This is a genomic window from Obesumbacterium proteus (genome assembly GCF_001586165.1).
In the GTDB taxonomy this organism is placed as follows: Bacteria; Pseudomonadota; Gammaproteobacteria; order Enterobacterales; family Enterobacteriaceae; genus Hafnia; species Hafnia protea.
This window is the reverse complement of the sequence record NZ_CP014608.1, coordinates 3,325,536-3,351,430: the sequence shown is the minus strand read 5'-3', so window position 1 is coordinate 3,351,430 and position 25,895 is coordinate 3,325,536. Positions and strand designations below refer to the sequence as shown.

General features: G+C 44.8%; 22 protein-coding genes. 8 read left to right on the top strand and 14 right to left on the bottom strand.

Translation table 11 applies throughout. The features are described 5' to 3' along the window. The first annotated feature begins 191 nt into the window (after positions 1-191). The 3 genes from yebS (at position 192) to DSM2777_RS15960 (ending at position 6,324) form a co-directional block, all read left to right on the top strand. Positions 192-1,436 carry a membrane integrity lipid transport subunit YebS gene (gene yebS / locus DSM2777_RS15970; protein WP_061554521.1) on the top strand — a complete coding sequence of 415 codons (1,245 nt, stop codon included), beginning with the start codon at positions 192-194 and terminating at the stop codon, positions 1,434-1,436. Beyond that, positions 1,405-4,035, top strand: a complete 2,631-nt coding sequence (locus tag DSM2777_RS15965) for a PqiB family protein (RefSeq protein ID WP_046457044.1) — start codon at positions 1,405-1,407, stop codon at positions 4,033-4,035. The genes yebS and DSM2777_RS15965 overlap by 32 nt, the downstream gene beginning before the upstream one ends. A gap of 1,140 nt (positions 4,036-5,175) precedes the next feature. Next, complete coding sequence (locus DSM2777_RS15960; protein ID WP_025801083.1) at positions 5,176-6,324, top strand: porin; 1,149 nt, start codon at positions 5,176-5,178, stop codon at positions 6,322-6,324. A gap of 74 nt (positions 6,325-6,398) precedes the next feature. Here DSM2777_RS15960 and DSM2777_RS15955 read toward each other — a convergent pair whose 3' ends face one another. The 4 genes from DSM2777_RS15955 to osmE form a co-directional block, all read right to left on the bottom strand. Further along, positions 6,399-6,866 carry a hypothetical protein gene (locus DSM2777_RS15955; RefSeq protein WP_061554520.1) on the bottom strand — a complete coding sequence of 156 codons (468 nt, stop codon included), beginning with the start codon at positions 6,864-6,866 and terminating at the stop codon, positions 6,399-6,401. 153 nt (positions 6,867-7,019) lie between these two features. Continuing rightward, a complete protein-coding gene (gene lysM, locus DSM2777_RS15950; protein ID WP_061554519.1) occupies positions 7,020-7,457 on the bottom strand; it encodes a peptidoglycan-binding protein LysM in 438 nt (145 codons plus the stop codon). A gap of 466 nt (positions 7,458-7,923) precedes the next feature. Continuing rightward, entirely contained in the window at positions 7,924-9,120 is a 1,197-nt protein-coding gene (locus tag DSM2777_RS15945; protein WP_061554518.1) for an MFS transporter, read from the bottom strand. A 269-nt stretch (positions 9,121-9,389) separates the two neighbouring features. Continuing rightward, on the bottom strand, positions 9,390-9,728 hold the full coding sequence (osmE, locus tag DSM2777_RS15940) for an osmotically-inducible lipoprotein OsmE (RefSeq protein WP_061554517.1): 339 nt from the start codon (positions 9,726-9,728) through the stop codon (positions 9,390-9,392). Between the two features lie 252 nt (positions 9,729-9,980). On the opposite strand from osmE, the gene DSM2777_RS15935 reads away from it, so the two are divergent. Further along, the gene (locus DSM2777_RS15935) at positions 9,981-10,376 is read left to right on the top strand and encodes a YidB family protein (RefSeq protein WP_061554516.1); all 396 of its coding nucleotides are present in this window, start codon (positions 9,981-9,983) and stop codon (positions 10,374-10,376) included. Between the two features lie 268 nt (positions 10,377-10,644). On the opposite strand, the gene DSM2777_RS15925 is transcribed toward DSM2777_RS15935, so the two are convergent. The 3 genes from DSM2777_RS15925 to pfkB all read right to left on the bottom strand — a co-directional run bounded on the left by DSM2777_RS15925 (position 10,645) and on the right by pfkB (position 12,984). Beyond that, positions 10,645-10,989, bottom strand: a complete 345-nt coding sequence (locus DSM2777_RS15925) for a hypothetical protein (protein WP_046457039.1) — start codon at positions 10,987-10,989, stop codon at positions 10,645-10,647. A 185-nt stretch (positions 10,990-11,174) separates the two neighbouring features. Next, positions 11,175-11,480: a type 1 fimbrial protein gene (locus DSM2777_RS15920; protein ID WP_046457038.1), complete on the bottom strand. Its 306-nt coding sequence runs from the start codon at positions 11,478-11,480 to the stop codon at positions 11,175-11,177. A gap of 547 nt (positions 11,481-12,027) precedes the next feature. Continuing rightward, a complete protein-coding gene (gene pfkB / locus DSM2777_RS15915) occupies positions 12,028-12,984 on the bottom strand; it encodes a 6-phosphofructokinase II (RefSeq protein ID WP_061554514.1) in 957 nt (318 codons plus the stop codon). A 309-nt stretch (positions 12,985-13,293) separates the two neighbouring features. Here pfkB and DSM2777_RS15910 point away from each other — a divergent pair, with 309 nt between their 5' ends. Continuing rightward, positions 13,294-13,536, top strand: coding sequence for a DUF4060 family protein (locus DSM2777_RS15910; protein ID WP_008813610.1), 243 nt, complete (start codon positions 13,294-13,296; stop codon positions 13,534-13,536). Between the two features lie 110 nt (positions 13,537-13,646). Here DSM2777_RS15910 and DSM2777_RS15905 read toward each other — a convergent pair whose 3' ends face one another. Genes DSM2777_RS15905 through copC form a run of 3 tightly spaced genes read right to left on the bottom strand, consistent with a single transcriptional unit; the run spans position 13,647 to position 15,310 of the window. After that, a complete protein-coding gene (locus DSM2777_RS15905; RefSeq protein WP_418008481.1) occupies positions 13,647-14,012 on the bottom strand; it encodes a YebY family protein in 366 nt (121 codons plus the stop codon). A gap of 33 nt (positions 14,013-14,045) precedes the next feature. Continuing rightward, positions 14,046-14,924: a copper homeostasis membrane protein CopD gene (copD, locus tag DSM2777_RS15900; protein ID WP_061554513.1), complete on the bottom strand. Its 879-nt coding sequence runs from the start codon at positions 14,922-14,924 to the stop codon at positions 14,046-14,048. 8 nt (positions 14,925-14,932) lie between these two features. Further along, the gene (gene copC, locus DSM2777_RS15895) at positions 14,933-15,310 is read right to left on the bottom strand and encodes a copper homeostasis periplasmic binding protein CopC (protein ID WP_061554512.1); all 378 of its coding nucleotides are present in this window, start codon (positions 15,308-15,310) and stop codon (positions 14,933-14,935) included. A 1,507-nt stretch (positions 15,311-16,817) separates the two neighbouring features. Between copC and ompC the strand changes: the two genes are divergently transcribed. Next, positions 16,818-17,930, top strand: a complete 1,113-nt coding sequence (gene ompC / locus DSM2777_RS15890; RefSeq protein WP_061554511.1) for a porin OmpC — start codon at positions 16,818-16,820, stop codon at positions 17,928-17,930. Between the two features lie 80 nt (positions 17,931-18,010). On the opposite strand, the gene yeiL is transcribed toward ompC, so the two are convergent. Further along, complete coding sequence (gene yeiL / locus DSM2777_RS15885; protein WP_061554510.1) at positions 18,011-18,703, bottom strand: transcriptional regulator YeiL; 693 nt, start codon at positions 18,701-18,703, stop codon at positions 18,011-18,013. Between the two features lie 134 nt (positions 18,704-18,837). Between yeiL and rihB the strand changes: the two genes are divergently transcribed. Both rihB and DSM2777_RS15875 read left to right on the top strand, forming a co-directional pair. Then, positions 18,838-19,770 (top strand): ribosylpyrimidine nucleosidase, encoded by a 933-nt coding sequence (rihB, locus tag DSM2777_RS15880; RefSeq protein ID WP_061554509.1) that lies wholly within the window; start codon positions 18,838-18,840, stop codon positions 19,768-19,770. Between the two features lie 256 nt (positions 19,771-20,026). Next, complete coding sequence (locus tag DSM2777_RS15875) at positions 20,027-21,277, top strand: NupC/NupG family nucleoside CNT transporter (protein WP_061554508.1); 1,251 nt, start codon at positions 20,027-20,029, stop codon at positions 21,275-21,277. Between the two features lie 123 nt (positions 21,278-21,400). Here the strand turns inward: DSM2777_RS15875 and DSM2777_RS15870 are convergent, their stop codons facing one another. From DSM2777_RS15870 to DSM2777_RS15860, 3 genes are all read right to left on the bottom strand, one after another. Next, on the bottom strand, positions 21,401-22,210 hold the full coding sequence (locus DSM2777_RS15870; protein ID WP_061554507.1) for an alpha/beta fold hydrolase: 810 nt from the start codon (positions 22,208-22,210) through the stop codon (positions 21,401-21,403). 82 nt (positions 22,211-22,292) lie between these two features. Beyond that, positions 22,293-24,341, bottom strand: coding sequence for a S9 family peptidase (locus DSM2777_RS15865; protein ID WP_061554506.1), 2,049 nt, complete (start codon positions 24,339-24,341; stop codon positions 22,293-22,295). Between the two features lie 80 nt (positions 24,342-24,421). Further along, complete coding sequence (locus DSM2777_RS15860) at positions 24,422-25,309, bottom strand: EAL domain-containing protein (RefSeq protein WP_046457028.1); 888 nt, start codon at positions 25,307-25,309, stop codon at positions 24,422-24,424. Positions 25,310-25,895 lie beyond the last annotated feature (586 nt).

Here is a 25,895-nt window from a genome sequence, read left to right as displayed (position 1 = left end):
GCTCGAATACGTCACATAAAATAAGCATTAAATGCGTTATCACACAAGGCCTATCCAACATCACTACACATTAACTCGTTACACATTGTATCTTTACATGAGTTCGACCTACATTTTGATAACAACCATTCTGTTTTAAGGCCATCAATGCGATACTTTCACCCCTTGCGCCATCCATCCTGCGTTTCTGAATGAATATCACTCGAATAACCGCGCTACCAGAACAACACATCAAACGATGTCACGAATGCGACTACGTTTTCCAACTTCCTGAGTTGGATAAAAACCATACCGCATATTGTCCACGTTGCTGTGCCAAAATTTGCTCTGGGCGGGATTGGTCAATGACGCGCTTAACCGCGCTGTCCATCGCAATTTTGCTCCTGATGCCATTTGCCTTAAATGAACCGCTGATTCAAATCCGCCTGCTGGGAACGACAATTTACGCCAGCCTGATTGAAGGCATTTGGCAAATGGCGATCCAAGGCGATCCGGTCACGGCCAGCATGGTGGCATTTTGTACCGTAGGTGCCCCGCTGACGCTGCCACTCTCCATTCTCTATCTGCGGTTCGGGCATAAACTGGGGATGAATCTGCGCCCGGTCTTATTGATGCTAGACAGATTAAAAGAGTGGATCATGCTCGATATCTACCTTATCGGCATGGGCGTAGCCTGCATAAAGGTTCAGGAATACGCGGATATCAACGTGGGAAACGCTTTCTTTGCCTACGTGATGATGACGCTGCTCACTCTGGTCACGTTGATTCATCTCAATTTGAATCAGCTGTGGGAGCGTTTCTATCCACGTACTCAGCCCAAAACGTCACCGTATGAAATGAAACTCTGCTGTGCCTGTCATTACACGGGGCTGCCTGATACACGAGGCCGCTGTCCGCGCTGCCATACGACGCTGCATGCTCGTCAGCCGTACAGCCTGCAAAAAACATGGGCCGCGCTCATTGCCGCAATCGTGATGCTCTTCCCGGCTAATATGCTGCCGATTTCGATTTTGTACGTGAACGGTGTACGGATGGAAGACACTATTTTTTCTGGCGTGGTTTCTTTAGCAACGTCAGGCAATATTCCTATTGCGGCAATCGTATTTATTGCCAGTATTTTAGTGCCTTTCACGAAAGTCATCGTGATGCTGTTCTTGTTGATCAGCATTCAATTTAAAACCCAGCACAGCCTAAAAACACGCATGCGTCTACTACGCTTAGTGACGTGGATTGGCCGCTGGTCGATGCTCGATCTTTTTGTCATCGCGTTAATGATGTCGTTGGTTAATCGTGACCAGCTACTTTCTTTTACAATGGGACCGGCGGCCTTCTATTTTGGCGCCGCCGTATTCCTAACCATCCTTGCCGTAGAATGGTTAGACAGCCGACTGATTTGGGATGCTCATGCAACAGGAAACGCCGAATACACCGACTAACGCGACGCTACGACGTAAACGTCGTATCTCACCGTTTTGGTTATTACCTTTTATCGCCCTTCTGATCGCAGGCTGGCTGATTTACTCCACGATGCAAGAGCGTGGCGATACTGTCATTATCGATTTCCAATCGGCGGCAGGCTTGGTCGCTGGCCGCACGCCGGTACGCTATCAAGGCGTTGAGGTTGGGACGGTCCAAAAGATAGCGCTGAGCAATGACCTCAATAAAATTGAAGTCAGCGTGAGCATTAAAAGCGATATGAAAGACGCGCTGCGTGATGGCACCCAGTTTTGGCTTGTCACGCCTAAAGCATCGCTGGCGGGGATCTCTGGATTAGACGCGCTAGTCGGCGGCAACTACATTGGGATGATGCCGGGTACGGGTAAACCTAGCCAACATTTCGTCGCACTGGATACTCAGCCTAAGTTTCGTCTTAATACCGGTGAACTGCTAATCCACTTGTTTGCTCCCGATCTGGGATCTTTAAGCACCGGCTCCCTCGTTTATTACCGTAAAATCCCGGTAGGTAAAGTCTATGATTTTACGATTGCCGAAAACCAGCAAGGCGTAAGCATCGATGTGTTAATCGATAAGCGCTTTGCTAATTTGGTGAAAGATAACAGCCGTTTCTGGAATGTCTCTGGTTTCAAAGGCGATTTTGCCCTAGACGGCATTTCGGTACAGATGGAAAGCATGGCCGCGTTAGTGAATGGTGCGATTGCCTTTGACTCACCGCAGGGTGGCAAGCAGGCCGTCGCCAACCACAACTACACGCTCTACCCCGATCTGGCCCACAGCCAGCGCGGCGTTGTCATCGGTTTAGATTTACCCAACGGTGATGGCCTAACCGCGGACAGAACGCCGCTTATCTACCAAGGGTTACAGGTCGGTACGCTCACCAAAATGACGCTGGAGAAAGACAGCAAAGTCACCGGTGAATTAACGATTGACCCTAGCATCGTCGATCTGATGCGCAGCGGGACGCGTATTAAAATGACCAGCCCTCGCCTCAGCTTGGATAATGCCAAACTGAGCCAGCTTCTCACGGGCAACGTATTTGAACTGCTTCCCGGCGAAGGTGAACCACAAAACCATTTCGCCGTGTTGCCAAGCGCCGAGTCGCTGCTGCAACAGCCCAATATCCTTAAGCTATCACTCAGCGCATCGCAAAGCTATGGCGTGGACGTTGGGCAGCCTATCAGCATGAACGGGATTAAAATTGGCCAAGTTCTTAGCCGCGTTCTGAAAGACAACGCGGTTGTCTTCGACGTTGCTATTGAACCGCAGTATCGCAGCCGTATTCATGCCGACAGCAAGTTTGTGGTCAACAGCCGTCTTGACGTTAAGTTTGGCGTTGACGGTGTTCAAGTGCTCGGTGCAAGCGCACAAGAATGGTTAGATGGCGGTATTCGCGTGATCCCAGGCAGCAAAGGCGATCCCAAGGATAAGTACCCGCTGTATCAAAACAGCGAACACGCGGAACAAGGCATCACCGGTAATCTTCCTCCATCAACCCTGACTTTGCGCGCAGAAACCTTACCTGACATACAAGCAGGCTCAGTTGTGCTGTATCGCAAATTCCAAGTTGGCGAAATTGTGGATGTTCGGCCGAAATCCAATGAGTTTGAAGTCGATGTGTATATTCAACCAGCCTACCGAAAACTGCTGACACCGCAGACTATTTTCTGGGCGGAAGGTGGAGCTAAAGTACAGCTCAACGGCAGCGGCTTGACGATTCAGGCCTCTCCGCTGGATCGCGCAATCAAAGGCGCTGTTAGCTTTGACAACATAGAAGGCGTAAGCGTTACCAAGGGGCAGAAGCTTGAGCTCTATGCTTCAGAAACGGCTGCCCGAGCCATTGGTAGCCAGATCACCTTACGTACTTACGATGCGTCAAAACTCTCTGCTGGCATGCCAATTCGCTACCTCGGCATCGATATTGGGCAGGTTGAATCGCTAAAACTCTCCAATGAACGCAACGAAGTGTTAGCGAAAGCGGTGCTTTACCCAGAATATGTAGACTCTTTTGCACGTCAAGGAACGCGCTTCTCTATCGTCACCCCTGAGATTTCTGCCACTGGCGTCAGTAACTTAGAGACATTGCTACAGCCCTATATCAACTTAGAACCGGGCCATGGCCGCACCATGCGTACTTTCGAGCTACAACAAGCCTCGATCGCAGATTCACGCTATCTCGATGGGCTGAGCGTGATTGTCGATGCACCAGAAACGGGATCGCTACAAATTGGCACTCCGGTTCTTTTCCGAGGCATCGAAGTGGGTACCGTGACGGGCCTGTATCTGGGTTCAATGTCTGACCGCGTGCACGTAGCGCTACGTATTAGCAAGAAATACCAAAAGCTGGTGCGTGAAAACTCAGTATTCTGGCTTGCTTCAGGCTACAACGTAGAGTTTGGGTTAACGGGCGGAATGGTCAAAACGGGCACATTCCAGCAATTTATTCGCGGCGGCATCGCCTTTGCAACGCCACCCACCACTCCGCTTGCCCCGCAGGCTCAACCAAATACGCATTACCTACTTAATGATAATGCGCCGGATAAATGGCAAAGCTGGGGTACCGCGATCCCCCTTCGCTAGCGCCATAAACTTAACCACAAACACCGCCAATTGGCGGTGTTTTTTTAATCTATAATTGACTCAAGTTTCAGATAACCTCATTTTTCACGCCGTCAACCCCACTCTCCGACTCAACAAACGCTACGCTTAACGAGAAGTCATAGACATAGATAGAGCAAGACTTTAGTAATGGTGTAATCTCTCGCACAAACGCATCCCCCAGCAAAAGAAAGACTTAACATTTGCAACAACTCTCTTCTACAGCATAATTTGCTAAAAACTGGCAAAAAAAATACCGTCGACTACTCTTAAATAGCAAGGCAATCCAAGCCTGCATTAATGCCAACTTTTAGCGCACGGCTCTCTCCCAAGAGCCATTACCCTAGACCTGATACAGGAATCGTATCAGGTCTCTTTTTATTTAGAGTAATAAAAGTAAAGCTCGCTACGTTTCACTATCATGTAAAGTAAGTGTAGAGAGCGATATATAAGTATTTCTTGCTAAAAAGTATTGATAGCAAGTACGAAAACAGCAGTGAAATTTACAACAAGAATAAATAGCTTTAAGCGAGAGATACATATTTTCTGATATGACTTCTAGGAGCCGCGTTGTTTATTACCTTAGTTATTTAAATATATTAACTTTAATGCGTTTTAAGCTTTCGCATAAATCGAATCTAAAAACTAGAGCTAATAAGTATTATTGAGTGTATTAAATCCAATTTAAAAACATCTTTTCTGCTTTCCAGCAATTCCGTCAAATGACCATTGCACAACGTGATAATAACTCAGCAGCACTGCAAGGATGTACTAATTCAGATCCGTTATTATTTTCTAATTTTTGCTCAACTTCCATTCACCAACGACACCTAATCTAGTTGGATTATTGCCCTTCTTGTATTAGGATTGAGCGAAATTAATGCGGCAGTTTGAAACTTGCATTAATTTTCAGCAAAATTAAAACTTCAGTTCCAATTATTTAGTTTAAACACGTGACTATTGTTGCAATTTATTGCGCTATATAGTTGAATGCACATCGCATTTAGTGGCTGCGACATATATCAGACTTTATGTATTTCCATTATTTTACTTATAAAACAATTGCGAGTGTAAATTAAACATTCGTTGATACGTCAGGGATAAAAAATGATTAAACATCATGTGGCGAAAAAAATTGTATTAGCTGTGGCATTGGGTTGTGCGTCTTTCTCCTCGCTCGCAGAAATCACGCTGTTAGAGCAAGATCCTCAGGCTGGCGATCCACTTAGCCGTTTGAAGTTTCAGGTTGGCGGTAGTATTCGTCCGCAGTTTATTGATGAAATGGGTAACAGCGATAAAGGCTCTTATAAGCGCAACGGTTATGACGGCGGAACGCGTTTCCGTTTCTCCGCTGATTATTACCTGTTCGACGATGTTAGCCTGATTGGTTACTACGAACTGGGAGTGAATGTTCCAGCACTATTTAACTGGGATAATCATTATGCAGATGGCGCAGCAAACACTGACCGTCGCATGTTGTTCGGAGGTTTGAAAAGCGCAACGTGGGGTACTCTAACCTACGGTAAGCAAAATAGTATCTACTACACCGTTGTAGGCGCTAAAACGGATATCTGGGACTTCGATATGCAGGCTCAGGCTCCAGGTAACGGTTATAACGGCAACTACGACGGCTCATACCGCAGCTACAATCTGGTCCAGTATAAAAATACCTTTGGGCCCGTTGATCTATATGTAGGCGGTGTTTTACATGATGATTCCCACCCTGCCGGCGTAAATAACGGCAACCCGCTGCGCTATCAACGTAAAGGCGGCGGCGCACTGGGTGTGGATTACCACATCACCGATGAATTAACGTGGGGTACCGCGTACAGCTATATTCAACAAAGCATCAAACAAAATAACGGTGCGGATAGTGGCAAAAATGATAATGGTCAGCAGTTGCTGGGTTCTGGTTTAAGCTGGAAACCTGACAATTGGACTCTGGCAGCATCTGCCGGTTGGTATCGTAATTTCTTGATGACCGGTGTTAAAAATCGTCATGATTACTTTGCTGGAAATGGCTACGGCGTTGAATATTATGCGGGTTACACTTTCCCAATCAGCCAATATCTGGTGAAAAATATCACACCTTATTATGCTGGTGACCGTCTGAAATTTAACACCGGTCGTGATTATCAGAGCAACCATCAGACGCTGGGTATTTCTACCAAGTTTGACTATGGTTTCCAGATCGACGTCGAACATGTATTCACTAATACCACAGACAATAAAAGTGACCTGAACTTGGTTCGTCTGCGTTACGACTTCTAAGCTAAATCAAACATATCTGTTAAGCACCTAAATTCTATTTAGGTGCTTTTTTTAAACAAAATCCGAAGCTAATCTCACATACTCTCAAGCTTATCAGCCGCATTATTGAACGCTTTAGCTAAAGAGGCATCGGTGCCTTTTAACGTAATGGAATTCATATAGGCCAGCCATTTGGTATGGACGTCATTAAGCGCGGTTAACTGAGCGGGATCTGTCGTCACCTGTTGAACTCGATTAACCTGTGGTTGAACGATCTGTACGGATGCTTGACGTATTTCACTGCTGCAGGACTCAATTTTCGCTTTCTCATTGGCATCTGTGGTTTGCTGTTCCCACTGTGCCGCCACAACGTTTTTACGTTCCGCATCAACACCCAGCTTGCGCATATTTACGAGTAAATCCGACGTAGACTCGATGGTAGGATAGTGACTCGCCGCAGGGATATCGCAGGAGAAATAGCTCTTAAACGGCGATTGCCCCTCGTTGCTTGCGCACCCTGCCAATAATAGCGAACTCAAACATAGGGTAAGAATCTTTTTCATCCGATAGGCCTCGTTATTTTTTGTTGCTCGATAATAGCAAGACAACGACATAACGCATATCGGCGAGGGATAAAATGGCATTTCATGGATAACATGTGGCGCAAAAAAAGCCGCATAAGCGGCTTATAAACACTTTATGAACCGATGACCCAATTATTTTTGTGGAATAATTAGCGTCTGCCCGGGATAGATTTTATCTGGATGCGACAGCATCGGTTTATTGGCTTCAAAAATACGCATGTAGTCATTGGCGTTGCCATACTGTGCTTTGGCAATCGCACTAAGCGTATCACCTGTTTTGACCGTATAAAAATGGCTTTCAACACCAGACTGCGCAGCCGCGAGCTGATCGTCTACTTTGCTGATCCCCGCGACGTTACCAATCGCAACCAAGATCTTCTCTTTCAGTTCCTGACTCACGCCCTCGCCTGACACCGTTGCGGTACCATCATCGGCAACTTTTACGTCAACCTTATCGGCTCCTGGTAAACCAAGCTTATTGATATGCTCTTTGAGTTTGTCATCACGGTTTCCACTCACCGCATCCCAAAGTTTTTCTCCCGCATCTTTAACGAAACTTAGCAAACCCATTTAGACCTCCAATAGCCAATGCCCAACCTAAATTGGCGAGCACAATTGATATCGTTGATAAATTTAATCCTATTAAGCTTAGCAGAATATCTAAGATACTTCGTTTTCAGCCGCCATTAGATGCGTCATTTTCACGTGCCAAAATTGTAAAGCGAATAATTACGCTTAATAACAATGAATTAATAACTGAATTCTAACCATTTACTCAGAGGGTGAACCCGATCACGCTTCGCATTGAAGCATCGCGTTATGGTACTTAAACCGCAGGTCATGAAGGAGTCAAATGAAGAAGTTGATTTCATTAGTGTTGGTTGTTGCTTCAAGCACAATGTCGGCCACCTCGATGGCTTACCCGGCGGAAACCCACCCAAATGGCGGGACGGGATAACACCTACTGGTGGCTCTATTCCAAACTCAATTTATCTCTAGAATCAAGGCCTCATTCGAGGCCTTGATTTTTTATCCCTTAAGACTCAACTTGCTGTGATGCAACTGGTCGCAAGAAGAGCAGAATGACGATAATACCCAGCGCCGAGCATGCGGCTCCCACGGCAAATACCGACGAATAGCCCAGCGTAGTTGCCAGAACACCGGTCAGCGGCCCTGCGATAGCGTAAGAAACATCCTGAAAAGCAGCATATCCGCCCATCGCCGTACCACGTACATGAACCGGTACCCTTTTCACAACTTCAACACCCAATGCAGGGAACATGAGTGAGCACCCTGCTCCCGTTAAGGCTGCGCCAATAAGAGCCACAATGGAGGTGCTTGCTAAATAAATCAAAACCAGCCCAATGGTTTCAACCACCAGCGATGCAATAGCGACCTTCATTCCCCCCATTCGGTCTGGCAACTGACCAAACAATACTCGCATTAAAACAAAAGAGAGCCCGAAGCTGGTGAGTGCCAATCCTGCATGCGCCCAACCGTGAGCGCTAAATAATAGTGAAATGAACGTGCCAATTACCGCAAAACCGACTCCTTGCAGCGCAAGAGCCACGCCCGGTTGCCAAATTTTACCCAGCATCCGCCACATAGGAATACGCTGCCCCGCATGAGGCGCGACAGGCTTTACTTTGAAATTAATCAAAATAGCAACAAGCGGTAAAATAAGCGTAGAAATGCCTAATGCGGCAAATCCCCAATGTTGATTTAACAGTAAGCCAAGCGGCGCACCTGCCGCCAGAGCACCGTAAATGGCCATGCCCGTCCATGACATCACTTTACCAGAGCGAGATGGTCCTAATAGGCCCAAACCCCAGGTTAAATTTCCGGTTAACAGCTGGCTTTCACCAAAGCCTAATACTAAACGACCAGCCAAAAGAATGATAAATTTGGTCATAGCATCAACCGGCAGTAATGCCGCCAATAGATAAGCAACGCCCGCCAATGAACAGGCCAACATGCCTTGAAGCGTGGAGCGTTTTGCTCCCTGCTGATCCGCAAGCCGCCCCGCATAACCGCGAGTAAGTACCGTTGCAAGAAACTGCATTCCCACGGCGATCCCCACCATGGTATTACTCATCCCTAATTGGTTATGCACATATAAGGGAATAACCGGTAAAGGTAATCCTACCGTGAGATAAGTAAGAAAAACGGCTGACGTCAAAGGAAACAGCGCATGATTTGCTTTGGGGGTGCTAATAAAATGAGATTGAGACATACAAGTGCTAACTCCAAAAGCAAGGAGAAAGCCAAAAAGAAACGCCTTCTCCCCTGCATAAATAACAAACAGGATTAAATGCGTTGGATGACGTGAACGCTTACGCACAGATATTGGCTATCAGTGTTGAAGTGGAGCTTAGTGAGATTTGAAATTTATGTCAATTAAAGCGTGAGCTAGAGCACAGAAAACAACCAAGTAGTTAATATGCAAAATAAAGCGGCCTAAAAGGCCGCCTGAAAACGCGAATTTATTAACATCATCGAGATTTATTTTTGTGGATTGGTGTCATATTCAGAGCAAGACTGGTAGCCCTTATTGAGAACCTTTCCGGTATCATCAAAACTAACAAAATAGTTTTGCGGCTTTTTATCTGTTCCACTAATCAGATAAGTGCTACAGGTACCACGGGCATTAACCATGGTAATGCTGGTTGCTGGCTGGCCAGCAATATCAACAACCTGTTGTTTAGTCATACCAACTTTAACATCTTTAACTACAGGTTCGGTAACGTAACTTGCCGCACGATCGTAAGTACTACAGGCAGATAATGCTAAAGCCGTCGTCAGTGCGGCGATTCCCATAACAGCTGATTTTGTAAATTTCATTTTCTCTTTCCTTGTAGCTATTGTGTTCTATAAGCCTAGGAGAAGAATGAGCATTATTCAAACCCATCGCCTTTTTTTGCTTAAATTAACCAGCGTTTTAAGATTGATCCGAAAGTCATTTTATCGGTTAAATATCATCCTATTCATCGATTCTTAGCCATACTTTAGCCATTGGCTTCAAGGCCATGCACGGTATACTGTCCCAACGAAGTATTAAGTTTCCTTATTATTTATCGAATTTGGAGTTACATCATGGGATTATTAGATAATCTGGGCGGCATTTTAGGTAGCCAAGGTGAAAACGGCGATCACGTTCAAGCTATCTTAGCTTGGGTAGAGCAGCAAGGTGGTATTGCTGCGTTAGTTGAAAAATTCCAAAGCCAAGGACTTGGCAGTATTGTTGAGTCATGGATTAGCAATGGCAGCAACCAACCTATTTCTGGCCAACAAGTCGAGAATGTGTTTAGTGTTGAATCCATCACCGCGCTTGCAAGCTCTCTCGGTATTAACACCGACAGCGCATCACAGCTGTTGGCAACCTATTTACCTAAATTGGTTGATGGCCTGTCACCTAACGGTGAGATCCCACAAGGAAACTCATTGGTTAGTGCAGGATTAGATATGTTGAAAAGTAAATTCTTTAGCTAAAGAATAGCATTGCCTTGCCGCTTATACGGCAAGGTAATCGAGATAAAATGATGCTCCACGACTATATCGTTATTATATGGTTCAGCCTATTTTACTTTTACCCCGCCACTTTGATTATCACGGGTCTTATCGTTTTTTTATTATGGCCAAAGAGAAAATCAATAATAGTTAAAACTCTATTATCAGCTCTCGTCATATTTGTTCTTTTGGTTATCTATAACGCGATTGAACGACATTTTCTAGGCTAGCACGGATTCATCAATGAACGTCAAACGCAGGCTTTAGCCGCTTCCAGTAGGGCTTGCTGGCTGTTGCCGCGCGATGTTAGATAGATTTCTACATCAGCCTGATTGTCGCTTATCGTTTGAATTTTTGCCGATGCCATCTCGCCTTGCCCATCTAAATAGCTAGCAATGGTATGCGTGTTATTAATATTATAATAACGTGTGGCAGGATTAATATCAGACCATTTTTTATTTAGGCACTGAGAATAAATACCCGCAGCTCGGCTTATTTTTAAATCCATGACCTGATGTTTATTTGCCGTAATTGATTCAGGACTACTACATCCAGCCAACGCGAATAAAATCGCGGCAGTTAATATGGTTCTCATTGGTCAATTCCCCTCTGTTGGCAGAGATCATACACTGCATGAATAGCTAACGTGTTGCCGTTAGTGTGATCGGTATCACGCACTATCCCGACTTTAATAAAAAGCCTCAAGGAGAAAAGTCTTAAAGGATGGGGAGAGTGTTCCCATGACAAATCGAATCATGGAAACACTCGGCAAAAGCGCCTTTAGTGATAGTTAATCACTAGATGTCCAAGATTAGGATGACCATCGATGGGTTTCAAATGAACATCAGCCACATTAGTGGGCAAACTGACTTTATCACCGCTTTTTAACACGCTGTGGGCACGCTCTAGGTAATCACCATCTCTGTAGCAGGATGAATGGAAACCTTTGCCTTTTGGTGTAATGTCACAGGTTGACTCTACAATCGAACCTACGAAACGAATTGTGCCCTTGTTAGCGGCGTATACTGGCGCATGCAGGGCAAGCAACAATGCTATCCCGCCTACCCATGCTCTATTCCTAAGCATATGTAACCTCCATTTATTATTCACCTTAAGAATACAAATTAAAGAGAAAGATAAACTTGATTTACATCAGCTGAATATTCCGTAGGCCACTATTTTAATAGTTTGAAATGTCAATTACCGTAAAATAGTTGCAATAATATAAAAATATTTTTTAGAAGTTATACGCAACTGTTTAATTGCCCTAACAAAACCAACAAATAGCGGTGTTTTGCTCATCAATCGCAGCATCCTTAAGCAGCCCTGAACTAAATTCAGAAGCGAGTCATTGGCGTTCCAAGAACCTGAATTAGAAAAGTGATATCTAACCAATTAAACATTCATCATATGAATATGTTAGAATCATGCCGGAAAGTAAGGATGTAGAAGTCATGATTAAGCAATTTTATTTTTGGATGATAGTTGGTTGTGGGTTGTTCTTGTTCATGTCCGGCTTTGTGATGAGATCAACTTTCGAAGGTGCGATCGGTGCATTACTGATTCTGTATAAAACGGTGATGGACTAACGGTTCTACCCATCGTTCGGATGGGTAGTGATTCGAAGCTATATTTATAAATCATTAAGCGGCGTTTGTTGCTGACAGAGATAGTCATAAAGCGCGCTCACATCATTCTGCTGGCAAAGACGAGTTCCTTTGTTTAGGGTTGCAGCACTCCCCGCCGCGACGCCATACCGCACCATATCCAGTAAATCAGCCTGCTGTGACAATTTAAGTACCATGGCACCTACCATGCTGTCGCCCGCTCCAACGGTGCTTTTCATTTTTACCGGCGGTGGCACAACCTGAACCCAGTTATGCCGTCCAACCGCTATCGCACCCTGAGCACCTAACGAAACCACGACATATTTTGACTTTCCTGCCGCAACAATAGACTGTGCCGCCTCAAGCACGGCGCTGGGCTCTGCCAGTAAATCTTTGCCACTGAGCTCAGACAGCTCTTTTTGATTCGGTTTTACTAGCAGCAAATTACCCACTTCTAAGCCAGCCATCAAAGCACGGCCAGAACTATCAAGAACACATTGGATATGTTTCTTTTGTGCCTGACGCAACAGTATCTGCAGTTCTTCGGTGGTCACACCTTCGGGCAAACTGCCGCTAATGACTAGAATGGAGCCCTCGGGAATACCCAGTACGCAGCCGCGTAAACGATCGAATTCCTGTGGCGTCAATTTCGCCCCAGGCATGACAAAGCGATACTGCTCTCCGGTGATCTCGGTATGCACGTGCATGTTTTGTCGAGTCCATGCCTGCGTTGTCACCGTTTGAATAGCCACCTGTTCTTGCTCAAGTAGTTCGGCAAGATGCTGCCCCATTGGGCCACCTGCGGGAAAGATGGCACTGGCCTCACCACCAAGGTGGGCGATAGCGCGAGCCACATTGATGCCACCACCACCGGGTTCATAAACCGGCTCTGAACAACGTAATTTGCCATCAGGATAGAGTTTGGCCGTTGTGGTAGAACTATCGAGTGAAGGAGCTAGCGTCAGCGTAAATATCGGTGTCATAACATCTCCTCGTTATATGAATACTTTATCCCAGCCTAGCACTTCACCCCGTGTATTCATTGTTTTAGTTCATTAAAGGATCTTTCCAGCCACGCTAAACGATCGTTCGATACACTGCCGATTGGCTACTTGCGAACGGCTCACGAACAATGTGATTATTTTTTAAACAATTGAAATAAGATAAGCCGATCTCGATCGTGTCACAAAAAAGTCATACTGCAATGTTATTGATATTGGTGCTATAACAAAGAGGTCAGCTCAGTGCTGACAGACAAATATTTTGACGGATTTATGTATTACGGAGCCTCTATGAAGCGAATCATTAAAGGCGATACAAACTTCTCTCACCTCGTTGTCGCGCATGCAGCGATCGATCAGCATGCCAAAGCCTATGGCCTTGCCCGTCAAGGATGGCCTTCTACTTACCATATTAAATATCGAGATAAACTCATCGCGGTGGAAGTTGTGACCCGCCGTCAATCCTACGTTGCCACCGTTATGGTTGGCGCTCGAAGTTTAACCAAACTATGCGGTATGCCAGCCGCTGCATAAATCACTTCCGGTGGTACTCTGGCAAGTGCCACCTTACTCAGACCATAAAACAAAGAAGCGGCTTTACGCCGCCTCTTGTCGTTACTTATACGTGCAACATTCCATGCAAACTACTGACACAATTGACGTGCGTGCTCAATAAAAGGCGTTACGCTCATCTTTTGCCCCGGATGATTCGGATCGTCTAGCAAAATCGTTTCTAACGGTAATGCCGCCATTTTTTTAGCTTTCACCAAGCTATTGGCCTTCTCATCTAAAGGATACTGCGCCAGCGTGCTTGCATTGATGACAAACAGCGCCTGATTTTTCGTACACTGCAGCTGCACTTCCTCTTTCACAAAGGCCCACTGGCTACCGAATTGCGCTTTACTCACCGTCTCCACGGTACGTGCCGCTAATACATCCGTAGATAAAAAACCACCAGCCAGCGTCAATAATCCTGTCAGTAATACACTTTTTTCATCACGAAGTTCCACTATCGTCCAATCATAAACTGCCGTTATCTTATTCTAAATAGGTGGCTGAGTTGCGAAAAAACTCACCGCAAGCAGTGCCAATAGACCCAATATCCATTCAAAAACTGCATTACTCGCCAATAGCGTTAATGCCCTCTGTCGATTTTGGCCCATGCTCCGCACCACGCAATAACGGTTATACAGCGCAATACCAATCATCACTGCCACCAACAAGATCTTCAGCCACAACCCGCGCTGATAAATGGAGTCGAACGCCAGCGGCCAGCGCCCTAAAATCCAAGCCGCATTGCCTATTCCGGTGACGATAACCAGAACCACCGCAAGGTGTCCCCAACGTGAATAACGTATCACCGCTTGCATCGCAAAGGCTTTCACCGTGCCTGAAAGCTGTCGTATGGAAAGCCAGAACGGCAGCAAACCACCAAACCAAAAGCCAGCGCTCAGCAGGTGAATACCATTATTAAGCCGGTGCGCTATACCGCTGATGCCCTGCTCCGCCGATGCATGCCCTGTGCGAGCTAAAGTCATTAGCAATGATGCTGCAAAAAAGATAAATAAAAAGCGGCGAATCTTTGGTGCAAATAAAGGTGTTACCAGCAGCAGAGAGGAAAATATCAGTTGTAACCACCAAGCTTCGCCAAATGTCGTTTGCATAACGGCAAGCCAAGTTTCTGGACTGAAAGCATCTTGCCAGCCATCGCCCATTTGACCTGCTTGTAACGTCACCATAAGCCAAGAGCTCACGGCGCAAAACACTAAACTGGTCCCCAATAGCACTCGGGTGTGTTTTTCTAGGCTATGACGAAGTGCGGGTGGAGCGATCCACCCGACAAAAAGAACTAAACCAAAGATTTGTAGTGCACTGGCAAAATGAACCCAACGGCATAAAACATAGAGAGCCGTGATACTCATAATCAGCCTTATTTAACCGAGAAGGTGTACTGGCCCTTAGTTTTATGTCCATCGACGGAGACAACGTTCCAGCTCACCGCGTATTCACCTTTGTTCAAGGGCTGGGTGAAAGGAACAGAAACATGCGTTTTATCATTACCCGCTACGGATAACTTGCCTGTTGCAATCGGTTGATTTTCAGGCCCGACTACCGTGACTTTGCTAAAACCCGTTTCAATACCTTCACTAAAGACGAACGTCAGTTCAGATGGTGCACTCACTTGGCTTTTGGCCTCTGGAGTTTGTTCGGTGAGATGCGCATGGGCAAATACCTGAGACGAAACGCCCAGTAGCAGCGCGGCGCCGATAATAGATAGATGAAATTGAGCTGTCTTTAGCATTTTCATAGAGTCGCATTCCTTTTATAAGTCGCAGGTTAGCGCATTGGTGACGTTCGCGATTGGATGGAAGCTTTTAGGTAAAGTCGCCAAATACGCTAGCATATTGATTTTTATCTTACATTTTCCCTTCGCGTATTGCCATGAAGTCAGCAACAAAATCACAACCAGATGTTCACGTTTTTCAACTATGCAATAAACGACTTACTGACATACTTTTCCTATTCATCAACACCGATTAATAAAACCATATAAATCATTGCGTTGAACTATCTATACAAAATGTCGCTTGCAAGTTTGGCCGTAGAGAGCTTTAGTTAACGGGCATACCAACCTAACTACGGTTAAGAGAGGCCAAAATGAGTAAGGGAATGGATAGCAAAAAGAATGCGAAGAAGAAACCGTTGAAGAGCCCTGCAGAGAAACGCGCGGAAAAGAGAGCAAAACGCGCACATCCAGATGGTGATTAATCAGTAAACGTATCTCGTATCTTAAACCCGCTCACGGCGGGTTTTTTATTGCCTAAATTAGGTCATTCCCCAGAAAACATGAGTGGCAAAAATCAGCTGCTCACGAATAATATTGCGACAGTGCTTCGCTTCTCATCCGCTTCGTATATATATATCTGCTGATACTTCAATAGATCGTTTAACAGCCAATAAGCCCCATTGATATCAGCGTATCAGTCACAGATCTGCGCTCGATTATTTTCACCCAAGGCAGTCAACGCACCACCTCATATTTAATAAACAGCAACGCTCAAAATCTGTTAATTCTTGACTATATGTGCTGTTTATTATTTTAAGCATGAATAGCCAAAAAACGGTATGAGGCGTCTATCGGAATAGACATATGAAATAACGATGAGGGGCGTAAAGAGAAATCGCACAAATAGCTAAAAATCGATTTAAGAACGGCATTATTTGACAAGTAATTTCTTATTATAGCCTATTCCCCAACTTTTTCCATAATAGAGAAAGTGAAAACAAGCGCACAAATAAAACACACAACACACTGATAAATATAGACTTTTATAAGTTTAAAGATAAAAAAAACCGAACCTTAAATAAAGGTTCGGTGTAAAAAGAATCTTAAGACACAGTAAAAAAATGCAGTAACAATGATGAGATTTAATTATACATCATATTCTTCATTGTAATTTGCAATTTGTGTGGTGAGCGATTTCTTATAAAACAGACAAAAAAATTCGGATGGTTAATTATCACTTAAGGGTATCTTTTTTCGGGGAAAAATTGGTCACTCTGCAGCAGGTTTGTATATTTATCTTTGCTTCATTTACATTTCAATACATTTAATTACCATAAAAAATAAATAAACGTCGCATAGGCACTTTTTATTTATAGCGCATTAAACATATTATTAAGCTATGCTTGTGTCGTGAACTTTGACTGATGGCACGCACTTAAGTTCACACAGCGAGTGTAAAAAAACATAAATAAGCAGTGGCACATATAACTGACCTTGGCCGGTCAAAAAACTAAGAAGGAATATCATAGTGAAACGTAATCTGCTGGCAGTAATCATCCCTGCACTTTTAGTCGCAGGCGCAGCTAACGCTGCAGAAATCTACAACAAAGACGGCAACAAGCTGGATCTGTTCGGTAAATTAGATGGACTGCACTACTTCTCAGACGACAACGGTTCAGACGGCGATCAGTCTTACGTTCGTTTCGGCTTCAAAGGTGAAACTCAGATTAACGACCAGCTGACCGGCTATGGCCAGTGGGAATATCAAGCAAACCTGAACCATGCAGAAAGCCAAGATAACAACAACTTTACCCGTGTTGGCTTCGCTGGTTTGAAATTTGCTGAGTTCGGTTCTTTGGATTACGGCCGTAACTACGGTGTGATCTATGATGTTGGTTCTTGGACTGACGTGCTGCCAGAGTTCGGTGGCGATACCTACGGTGCGGACAACTTCCTGTTCCAACGCGGTAACGGCATGCTGACCTACCGTAACACCGACTTCTTCGGTATGGTCGACGGTCTGAACTTTGCTCTGCAGTATCAAGGCAAAAACGACAGCGCTGAAGAGTCCAACAATGGTCGTTCAGTACAAGGCCAGAACGGTGACGGCTACGGTATGTCTCTGTCCTACGATCTGGGCTGGGGCGTTAGCGCAGCAGCAGCGTACTCTTCATCTGACCGTACCAACGAACAGAACCGTTTAGACTATGGTCACGGCGATAAAGCAGACATCTACACCGGTGGTCTGAAATACGATGCTAACAACGTTTATTTAGCCGCTATGTATACTCAGGCTTATAACGCTAACCGTTTCGGTGATTTCTCCTCTAACAAAGCAGATGCAGTTTACGACTTTGCTAACAAATCCCAGAACATTGAAATCGTAGCACAGTACCAGTTCGACTTCGGTCTGCGTCCATCCGTTGCTTACCTGCAATCAAAAGGTAAAGACATCGGCAATGGTTACGGCGATCAGGATCTGGTTAAATACGTTGATGTCGGCGCGACTTACTACTTCAACAAAAACATGTCTACCTACGTTGATTACAAAATCAACCTGCTGGATGACAACCGCTTCACTAACAACGCTGGCATCAACACTGATGACATCGTAGCACTGGGTGTTGTTTACCAGTTCTAATTCGTTAATTAACGAATTTAGCTATATGTGAATGCATAAAGGGGCCTTATGGCCCCTTTCTTGTTTCTCGCCAACACATATTACAACTCATCAAATGCGCTGTCTGGTGCCATCTCAAGCGCTAGTGCGGTCAAGGCGCTTTTGTTCGTAATAATGTATCCTGCTTTCTGCTTAATCAGCACCCCATCCTGCGTGAATTGAGCGATCACATACAGTAGGTGACGGTATGAAACGCCCATATACTCCGCCACAGAAGTATGCTTTTCGCGATACACATCACAATGCTGAGTTAATAAAATAAACGCGGCCAAGCGATTAATCAGAGGGAATGATTGGTTTTGCGTCAGCGAAATAATGTTGCGGTAATTTTTTTTACTGAGCGCAACGCAAAGATTACGTAAAAAAGTAGCGTCATTTAAAAGCGGAGCACGAAACTGTTTTATTGGTAAAGCAAGGCACCAACACGCCTCGATAGCCTGAACGGCGCGTGGCTCGTGATCCATATCAACCAGCTCAATTTCTCCAATAAAACAAGGCGCTGCAAAGAAATCGATCAACGACACGCGACCATTCGCCAGCGTTGAATACAGCTTAGCCCTCCCCTGTGCAAGGTAAAACAGATAGCTCGGAGGATGACCTTCTTTGACAATAAAATCACCTGCCAGCACATGGAACAGCTTTGTATTACCCACAACATCAATAGAAAAATTTTGGCTATAGCCCGTAGCCTCCAGCAGTTGGTGTTTCAGACTCGTGTCCAAGACTTCCTTCATCGCCATCCCCCGATATGAGATTTCTCATATTTAATATACGTTTTCTATTGTTATGCTTCAAACGCTGCGAATAAACATACCTGAGCATATTAAATTGATAATAAATTATTTTTAATAAAAAAGAGGATATAACAATGAAAAAAAGAAAAATCATACTCGATTGCGATCCAGGCCATGACGATGCAATTGCTATTATGCTAGCCGCAAGACATCCAGCCATTGATTTACTTGGAATAACCATTGTTGCAGGAAACCAAACGCTGAATAAAACACTCGTCAATGGATTGAACGTGTGTCAGAAACTGGATATTAATGTCCCTATTCATGCCGGTATGCCAAAGCCCATTATGCGTGAGCAAATTGTGGCTGACAATATCCATGGTGAGAGCGGATTGGACGGGCCGATATTTGCACCATTAGTTCGCAAAGCCGAAAGCAAGCATGCCATTCAATATATTATTGACACACTAATGAACAGCGATGGTGACATCACGTTAGTCCCCGTTGGTCCATTAACCAATATTGCCGTTGCGATGCGTATGCAACCCGCTATTTTGCCCAAGATTCGTGAAATTGTATTAATGGGTGGTGCCTATGGCACAGGGAATTTCACACCTTCAGCTGAGTTCAATATTTATGCCGACCCAGAAGCTGCGCACGTAGTATTTACCTCCGGAGTTCCGCTGGTCATGATGGGGTTAGATTTAACCAACCAGACGACCTGTACTGCGGATGTCATTTCCAGAATGAAAAAAGTGGGTGGCCCGGCAGGTGAATTGTTCAGCGACATCATGAGCTTTACGCTTAAAACACAATATGAGAATTATGGTTTGGCTGGCGGCCCCGTGCACGATGCAACCTGCATTGGCTATCTCATCAATCCAGACGCCTTTAAAATGCAGGATATGTATGTTGAAATCGATGTGAACAACGGCCCATGCTACGGGCGTACAGTGTGTGATGAACTTGGCGTAACCGGAAAACAGCCTAATACCAAGGTTGGCATGACCATTGATACCAAGTGGTTCTGGGACTTAGTAGAAGAGTGCGTTCGGATGTATATTTAACCCCTGCTGATGAGTCATTTTTGAGGCGTGTATTATACCGACAGTATCCAAAGCAATATTATTATTAAGCCATATTCGCACACCAGCACGTCAGGCTTACGTAAGTTTGTCGAGATGAATTTGTTTTTCTCAATATAACTTAATTTGCTATTGGCATACGGTATATAAATACTTTGTCTATCTAATCTTAATAGGCAACACATTGTTGCCTATTAACATCAGTCATACCATAAGACGTTTATAAAAGGTATTCATAATGGATACGATGAGAAGCATTCTAGGTATGGTGGTACTGTTAGTTATTGCATTTTTGCTATCAGTAAATAAAAAGAACATTAGTATTCGCACCGTTGGCGCGGCGCTAATATTACAAATATTGATCGGCGGCGCAATGCTCTATTTCCCACCCGGAAAATGGTTAGCAGAGCAGGCCGCATTCGGTATACATAAAGTCATGCTTTATAGTGATGCAGGCAGTGCATTTATTTTTGGCTCATTAGTTGGGCCAAAAATGGATAAGTTGTTTGACGGATCTGGTTTTATTTTTGCCTTTCGTGTCTTACCAGCGATTATTTTTATCACCGCGTTAGTCAGCCTGCTTTATTATATTGGTGTAATGGGAATATTGATTCGCATCTTAGGCGGGATTTTTCAGAAAGCACTTAACATTAGTAAGATCGAGTCCTTCGTCGCCGTAACAACGATTTTTCTTGGACAAAATGAAACGCCTGCAATTGTAAAACCGTTTATTGACCGCCTAAATCGCAATGAACTGTTTACCGTCATTTGTAGCGGTATGGCCTCCATCGCTGGCTCGACGATGATTGGCTATGCCGGATTAGGCGTACCAATTGATTACCTTCTAGCTGCATCTTTGATGGCGATCCCCGGAGGCATTTTGTTTGCCCGTATTCTGAGCCCCGCGACAGAAGCCTCTCAGATCGACTTTAATAATCTTTCATTTACTGAAACACCGCCCAAAAGCTTTATCGAGGCTATTGCAGCAGGTGCCATTGCTGGGATGAAAATTGCCGCTGGTGTAGCAACGGTCGTCATGGCGTTTGTGGCTATTATTGCACTCATCAACGGCATTATTGGCGGAATTGGTGGCTGGTTTGGCTTTGGCCATGCCACGCTTGAAGGTATCTTTGGTTATATTTTAGCACCGCTAGCATGGCTGATGGGCGTCGACTGGGGAGATGCATCGCTTGCAGGAAGCCTGATCGGACAGAAATTAGCAATTAACGAGTTTGTCGCTTATCTCATTTTCTCCCCTTACCTACAGGCTGGGAGTATGTTGGATACTAAGACTATTGCCATCGTCTCGTTTGCGCTGTGTGGTTTTGCAAACTTTGGTTCTATTGGCGTAGTGGTAGGCGCATTTTCTGCCATTGCACCACAGCGTGCATCTGAAATTGCTCAGTTGGGACTGCGTGCGCTGGCTGCTGCCACCCTTTCGAACTTAATGAGTGCCACCATTGCAGGTTTCTTTATTGGTTTTGCTTAAACAATAACGCGCCAGACTCAGCTGGCGCGTTGTTCATTTATTTTGTACTGCGCTACTTAAACTGCGTAGAACGATACCACACGGTATCAAATCACCCGCGTTGACTGGCCTATTACAGTGTCCCTATCGTCTAACAATCGGCATGAGGAAACTCAGCAAGGCTTCGTTGACCCACTCGGGCTGTTCAAGCGTACAAATATGCCCAGCCTGAGGCACAACTAGCTGCTTACAATTCAACATTTCAGCCATGAGGTAGCCTTCTAACGGCGGCCTAGGCGCATCTTGTTCGCCGGTAATCACCAGTGCGGGCATCTTGAGCTCTTCCAGCAACGGGCAGCTATCGCCGCGGCCGAAGATCATGCGACCAAGCGGTACAATACTTTGGCGTAAAACGGATTCAGGTAGATTGCTTAGGTGTTCAGATAATGCTTCCAACAACTGGGGCTGCGGCTCACGGCGGAAAAACATTGGCGCGATTTGTTCAACTAACGCAGCTGGCACTTTTCCAGCCGCATCTATCGCATTTAGCATCGCGTCATATTTCTTGAATGTGACTTCAGGCTCCAATCCAACAAAGGTATCCATTAACACCAGCGCTCGCACGCGTTCCGGAACCATCGCGGCTAACTCCACGCCCCACATTCCGCCAACAGACAGTCCGACGACAGCAAACTCATTAATATCCAATGCATCCATGAGCGCTAAGTGATCGCTAGCTAAATCTTTCAGAGAACGTCGTGATTCCGGCAGTGGATCTGACTTTCCATGTCCCCATAAATCGGGCGCTATCACGCGAAAATGTTGGCTCAGTGCCTCGATTTGTGGCGCCCACATGTTGGAGTCAAACATATAGCTATGACCAAGAAGCAGAGCAAAACCTTCACCGCGATCGATATAGTGCATTTGACGGTCGTTTACTTGGATAAAAGGCATTGGGGATCCTTGCGAAGAGAAGAAAAAGACAAAAAACCCATGCCGTAAGCGATATCACGCTCACAAGCATAGGCCTTAAAATTTACTGATGAATACCGGCTAATGCCAGAATAAAGGCATATTCTAACGCAATATCTTCATAGGCTTTGAAGCGCCCTGATTTACCACCATGCCCAGCATCCATATCGGTATAGAGTAGCAGCTGGTTATCATCCGTTTTCATCTCACGCAGTTTCGCCACCCATTTCGCAGGCTCCCAGTATTGCACCTGAGAATCATGTAGCCCAGTAGTCACCAGCATATGCGGGTAATCCTGCTCCTTCACCTGATCATAAGGGCTGTACTGCTTGATGTAGTGGTAATACTCAGCATCATTAGGATTACCCCATTCGTCGTATTCCCCCGTGGTCAGCGGAATAGACTCATCAAGCATCGTAGTCACAACATCCACAAATGGCACCTGAGCTACGATACCGTGATACAAATGGGGAGCCTGATTCACAACCGCCCCCATCAGCAACCCCCCTGTGCTGCCTCCCATGGCATACACCTGTTTGGCATCAGCATACTTCTCATCAACGAGATACTGGGTAACGCTAATAAAATCACTAAAGGTATTTTGCTTGTGAAGCAGTTTGCCATCTTCATACCACTGTTGCCCCAGATCCGCGCCGCCGCGAATATGGGCCAGAGCAAATACAAATCCACGATCGAGCAAGCTTAAGCGACTAACACTGAAAGCAGGATCCATGCTGCTGCCATAGGAACCATAGCCATAAACCAATACAGGGTTGTGCCCAGCGCTGAAGAGATCCTGTCGATAAACGATGGAAACCGGCACTTTCACGCCGTCATGAGCCGTCACCCATAACCGCTCACTGCGGTATGCGCCAGTATCAAAGTTTTTTACTTCTTGCTGCTTAAGCAACGTGCGCTCGTCGGTATCCATATTGATCTGGAATACCGAGCTTGGCGTGGTCATGGAAGAATAACCGTAGCGTAACAGCGCGGTATCAGGTTCTGGATTAAACGACAGCCAAGTCATATAGGTTGGGTCATCGAAACGAATATGTTTCTCTTCGCCGGTTTGCCAATTTATCTGACGCAGATTCGTTAATCCCTGCTCACGCTCCTCGACCACCAGCCAGTCTTTAAATAGGCTAAAGCCTTCAAGCATGACATCGTCGCGTGCGGCGATAATCGCCTGCCAGATTTGTTCCTGACTCGAGGTCGATTGATAAAGGCCGAAATTTTTCCCGTCTTTATTAGACCGGATGTAAAAGGTATCGCGATAGTGATCTAGGCTATATTCGTGGTCGCGACGACGCGCTAAAAATATTTCTGGATCCGCATTGTTGTCGTCAGCATCCAACATCAAAATTTCAGAGGTTGTGGTGCTCGAAATATGAATCAGAATATATTTGTTAGAGATGGTCTTCTCTAGGCCAACGTAGAAAGTATCGTCAGATTCTTCATAGATCAGTTGGTCTTCAGCAACCGATGTCCCTAAACGATGGCGATAAACCTGATAAGGCAGCAACGTCTGAGGATGTTTGCGAACGTAATAGAGCGTGGTGGAGTCATTAGTCCACTCGAAGTGCCCTGCCGTATTCTCCAGAACTTCGTCATACCAACTGTGATCGCTTAGGCGTTTAATGCGAATGTCATACTGGCGGCGAGAGAGAAAATCCTCAGCGATAGCCATCAACTGATTGTCGGGACTCACCTCAATGCCGCCCAGAGCGTAAAAATCATGTCCCTGAGCGCGCTCATTGCTATCAACAAGCAATTCCCAGTCACTGTTATCAGTCGCATCCGCTTTTTGTCTGACATACAGCGCATATTCCTGTTCAGGTTTATATCGCGACTGGTATCGGTAGCCGTTGCGTTGATAAGGCACAGATTCATCTTCTTGAGGAATACGCTCAACCATTTCATTAAACAGTTGCTCTCGAAGTTCCTCTTCACCGCGCATGCTGGCCTGAGTGTAGGCGTTTTCAGCTTCAAGATAGCTTAGAACTGCTTCGTTGCTGCGTTCATCGTCACGCAGCCAATAGTAATTATCGATTCGTGTATCGCCATGCATTTCCATGAAGTGCGGGTGTTTTGCTGCAATCGGTGCTTTATTCATTGTCTACGCTTACCGCCTGTAATCTGATGCATCGTAACTTAATCGCGCTATCCCCGTGATAACTCACGAAAGGACAATATTTAACGCTTGTAGTCGATAGGAGATAACTCTTCTCTCTCTACATTATTATACGACCTGCGGATCTCGGTAAGCTGTTTACATACAATAAAAAAGTTTTTTTCATTCATTGGGCTAAAAAGATAGTAGCCTTGCAACGCTGGGCAGCCTAGCGCCTCTAACGCCTTAAACTGCTCTTCGGTTTCAACATGCTCCGCTATAACGTTCATATTCAACGCATTGGCGATCAAAATAAGGTGCTCTACCAACATGCAGGCATCGGGGTTTTGCATCGCATGGATCAGCTCGCCAGGAATTTTGATCTGAGTTAACGGCAAATCAGCTAGCAAGGAAAGTAATTGATAGTTATCTCCAAAATGATCAACCGACAAACCACAACCTAACGCACGCAGTTTATGTAATTCCGTCATGACCAACGGATCGCTAAACAAATCATTATCACCGAGTAGTTCAATGACTAATCTATTTGCTGGAATATCATAGCGCTGTAAAACATTACCAATCTGTTCACTGAACTCCGTCGTGTAAAGTTGAGCTAATGGCAAATTGAATGACAATATTAAATCAGGGGATATTTCGCGGTGAACACGCTGCAACAGTTGGCAGACATTATCAGCAATCCAAAGATTCAATGCATGCATCAAACCAAAACGTTCTAAAGAGTCCAAAAAATCATAGGGTAAAAGTGTCCCCTGCTGAGGATGACGCCAACGAACTAAAGCCTCAGCACCTAATAATGAGCCATTAATATTGCATTGTGCTTGATAGTCTAAATAAAACTCATGCTCAGTGAAGGCCGATTGCAACGCTGTTTGCAATGCCATCTCTAATTCCAAAGGAGAAACACTCTGGTCTAAAACACCCAAAATATTATAGTGCTTATTATTCATTTTGTTATCTAATTATTAATAAAATGATGCTTGATTTAACTGCATTCAGATTAGAATTCGCTAATCTCAAAACACTTAAATTGCAATCCTGAAGAAATAGTCAATATTCCTGCAGGCTACCAGCGGGTTTGTACATTAAAATAGCGACCTAAAGCTACCTAACGTCACATTAGTCGTAAAATAAAACATGTTTGTATGCGCGATTGCATTCACGCCCATGACATCGAGAGATAAATTACACTATGCAAAGCGAGAAGATATCTCAATAAACCTTAAATTTCAAAAAGATAAGCTTTATCGTAAAACTATTTTACATTATATTCTCTCAAGTGAGAAACACACAAGTTAGCACTTTTATCCTCATAAACAAAATTTTCAGGCTATGACACCAAACTAAGTCAAATTCCTAGCTCAAGATTTTCATTGATGCAAACTTTATAGTCAAAAATGTTTCTTTGCGCTTAGGATTTTAAAATCATGGAATGGGCACAATAACGAGAATAATTTAATAGAAATAAGATTTATAACTAAGACTAATACATATGAATTTTGTGGTTTTTCCTAAAAAGAAAATTTAAAACCTCTT

Excerpts from the sequence above, each read along its gene's own strand:
- yebS (WP_061554521.1), top strand. The coding sequence starts at position 192 with ATGAATATCACTCGAATAACCGCGCTACCAGAACAACACATCAAACGA.
- DSM2777_RS15965 (WP_046457044.1), top strand. The coding sequence starts at position 1,405 with ATGCAACAGGAAACGCCGAATACACCGACTAACGCGACGCTACGACGT.
- DSM2777_RS15955 (WP_061554520.1), bottom strand. The coding sequence starts at position 6,866 with ATGAAAAAGATTCTTACCCTATGTTTGAGTTCGCTATTATTGGCAGGG.
- lysM (WP_061554519.1), bottom strand. The coding sequence starts at position 7,457 with ATGGGTTTGCTAAGTTTCGTTAAAGATGCGGGAGAAAAACTTTGGGAT.
- DSM2777_RS15945 (WP_061554518.1), bottom strand. The coding sequence starts at position 9,120 with ATGTCTCAATCTCATTTTATTAGCACCCCCAAAGCAAATCATGCGCTG.
- osmE (WP_061554517.1), bottom strand. The coding sequence starts at position 9,728 with ATGAAATTTACAAAATCAGCTGTTATGGGAATCGCCGCACTGACGACG.
- DSM2777_RS15935 (WP_061554516.1), top strand. The coding sequence starts at position 9,981 with ATGGGATTATTAGATAATCTGGGCGGCATTTTAGGTAGCCAAGGTGAA.
- DSM2777_RS15925 (WP_046457039.1), bottom strand. The coding sequence starts at position 10,989 with ATGAGAACCATATTAACTGCCGCGATTTTATTCGCGTTGGCTGGATGT.
- DSM2777_RS15920 (WP_046457038.1), bottom strand. The coding sequence starts at position 11,480 with ATGCTTAGGAATAGAGCATGGGTAGGCGGGATAGCATTGTTGCTTGCC.
- pfkB (WP_061554514.1), bottom strand. The coding sequence starts at position 12,984 with ATGACACCGATATTTACGCTGACGCTAGCTCCTTCACTCGATAGTTCT.
- DSM2777_RS15910 (WP_008813610.1), top strand. The coding sequence starts at position 13,294 with ATGAAGCGAATCATTAAAGGCGATACAAACTTCTCTCACCTCGTTGTC.
- copD (WP_061554513.1), bottom strand. The coding sequence starts at position 14,924 with ATGAGTATCACGGCTCTCTATGTTTTATGCCGTTGGGTTCATTTTGCC.
- copC (WP_061554512.1), bottom strand. The coding sequence starts at position 15,310 with ATGAAAATGCTAAAGACAGCTCAATTTCATCTATCTATTATCGGCGCC.
- yeiL (WP_061554510.1), bottom strand. The coding sequence starts at position 18,703 with ATGAAGGAAGTCTTGGACACGAGTCTGAAACACCAACTGCTGGAGGCT.
- rihB (WP_061554509.1), top strand. The coding sequence starts at position 18,838 with ATGAAAAAAAGAAAAATCATACTCGATTGCGATCCAGGCCATGACGAT.
- DSM2777_RS15875 (WP_061554508.1), top strand. The coding sequence starts at position 20,027 with ATGGATACGATGAGAAGCATTCTAGGTATGGTGGTACTGTTAGTTATT.
- DSM2777_RS15870 (WP_061554507.1), bottom strand. The coding sequence starts at position 22,210 with ATGCCTTTTATCCAAGTAAACGACCGTCAAATGCACTATATCGATCGC.
- DSM2777_RS15865 (WP_061554506.1), bottom strand. The coding sequence starts at position 24,341 with ATGAATAAAGCACCGATTGCAGCAAAACACCCGCACTTCATGGAAATG.
- DSM2777_RS15860 (WP_046457028.1), bottom strand. The coding sequence starts at position 25,309 with ATGAATAATAAGCACTATAATATTTTGGGTGTTTTAGACCAGAGTGTT.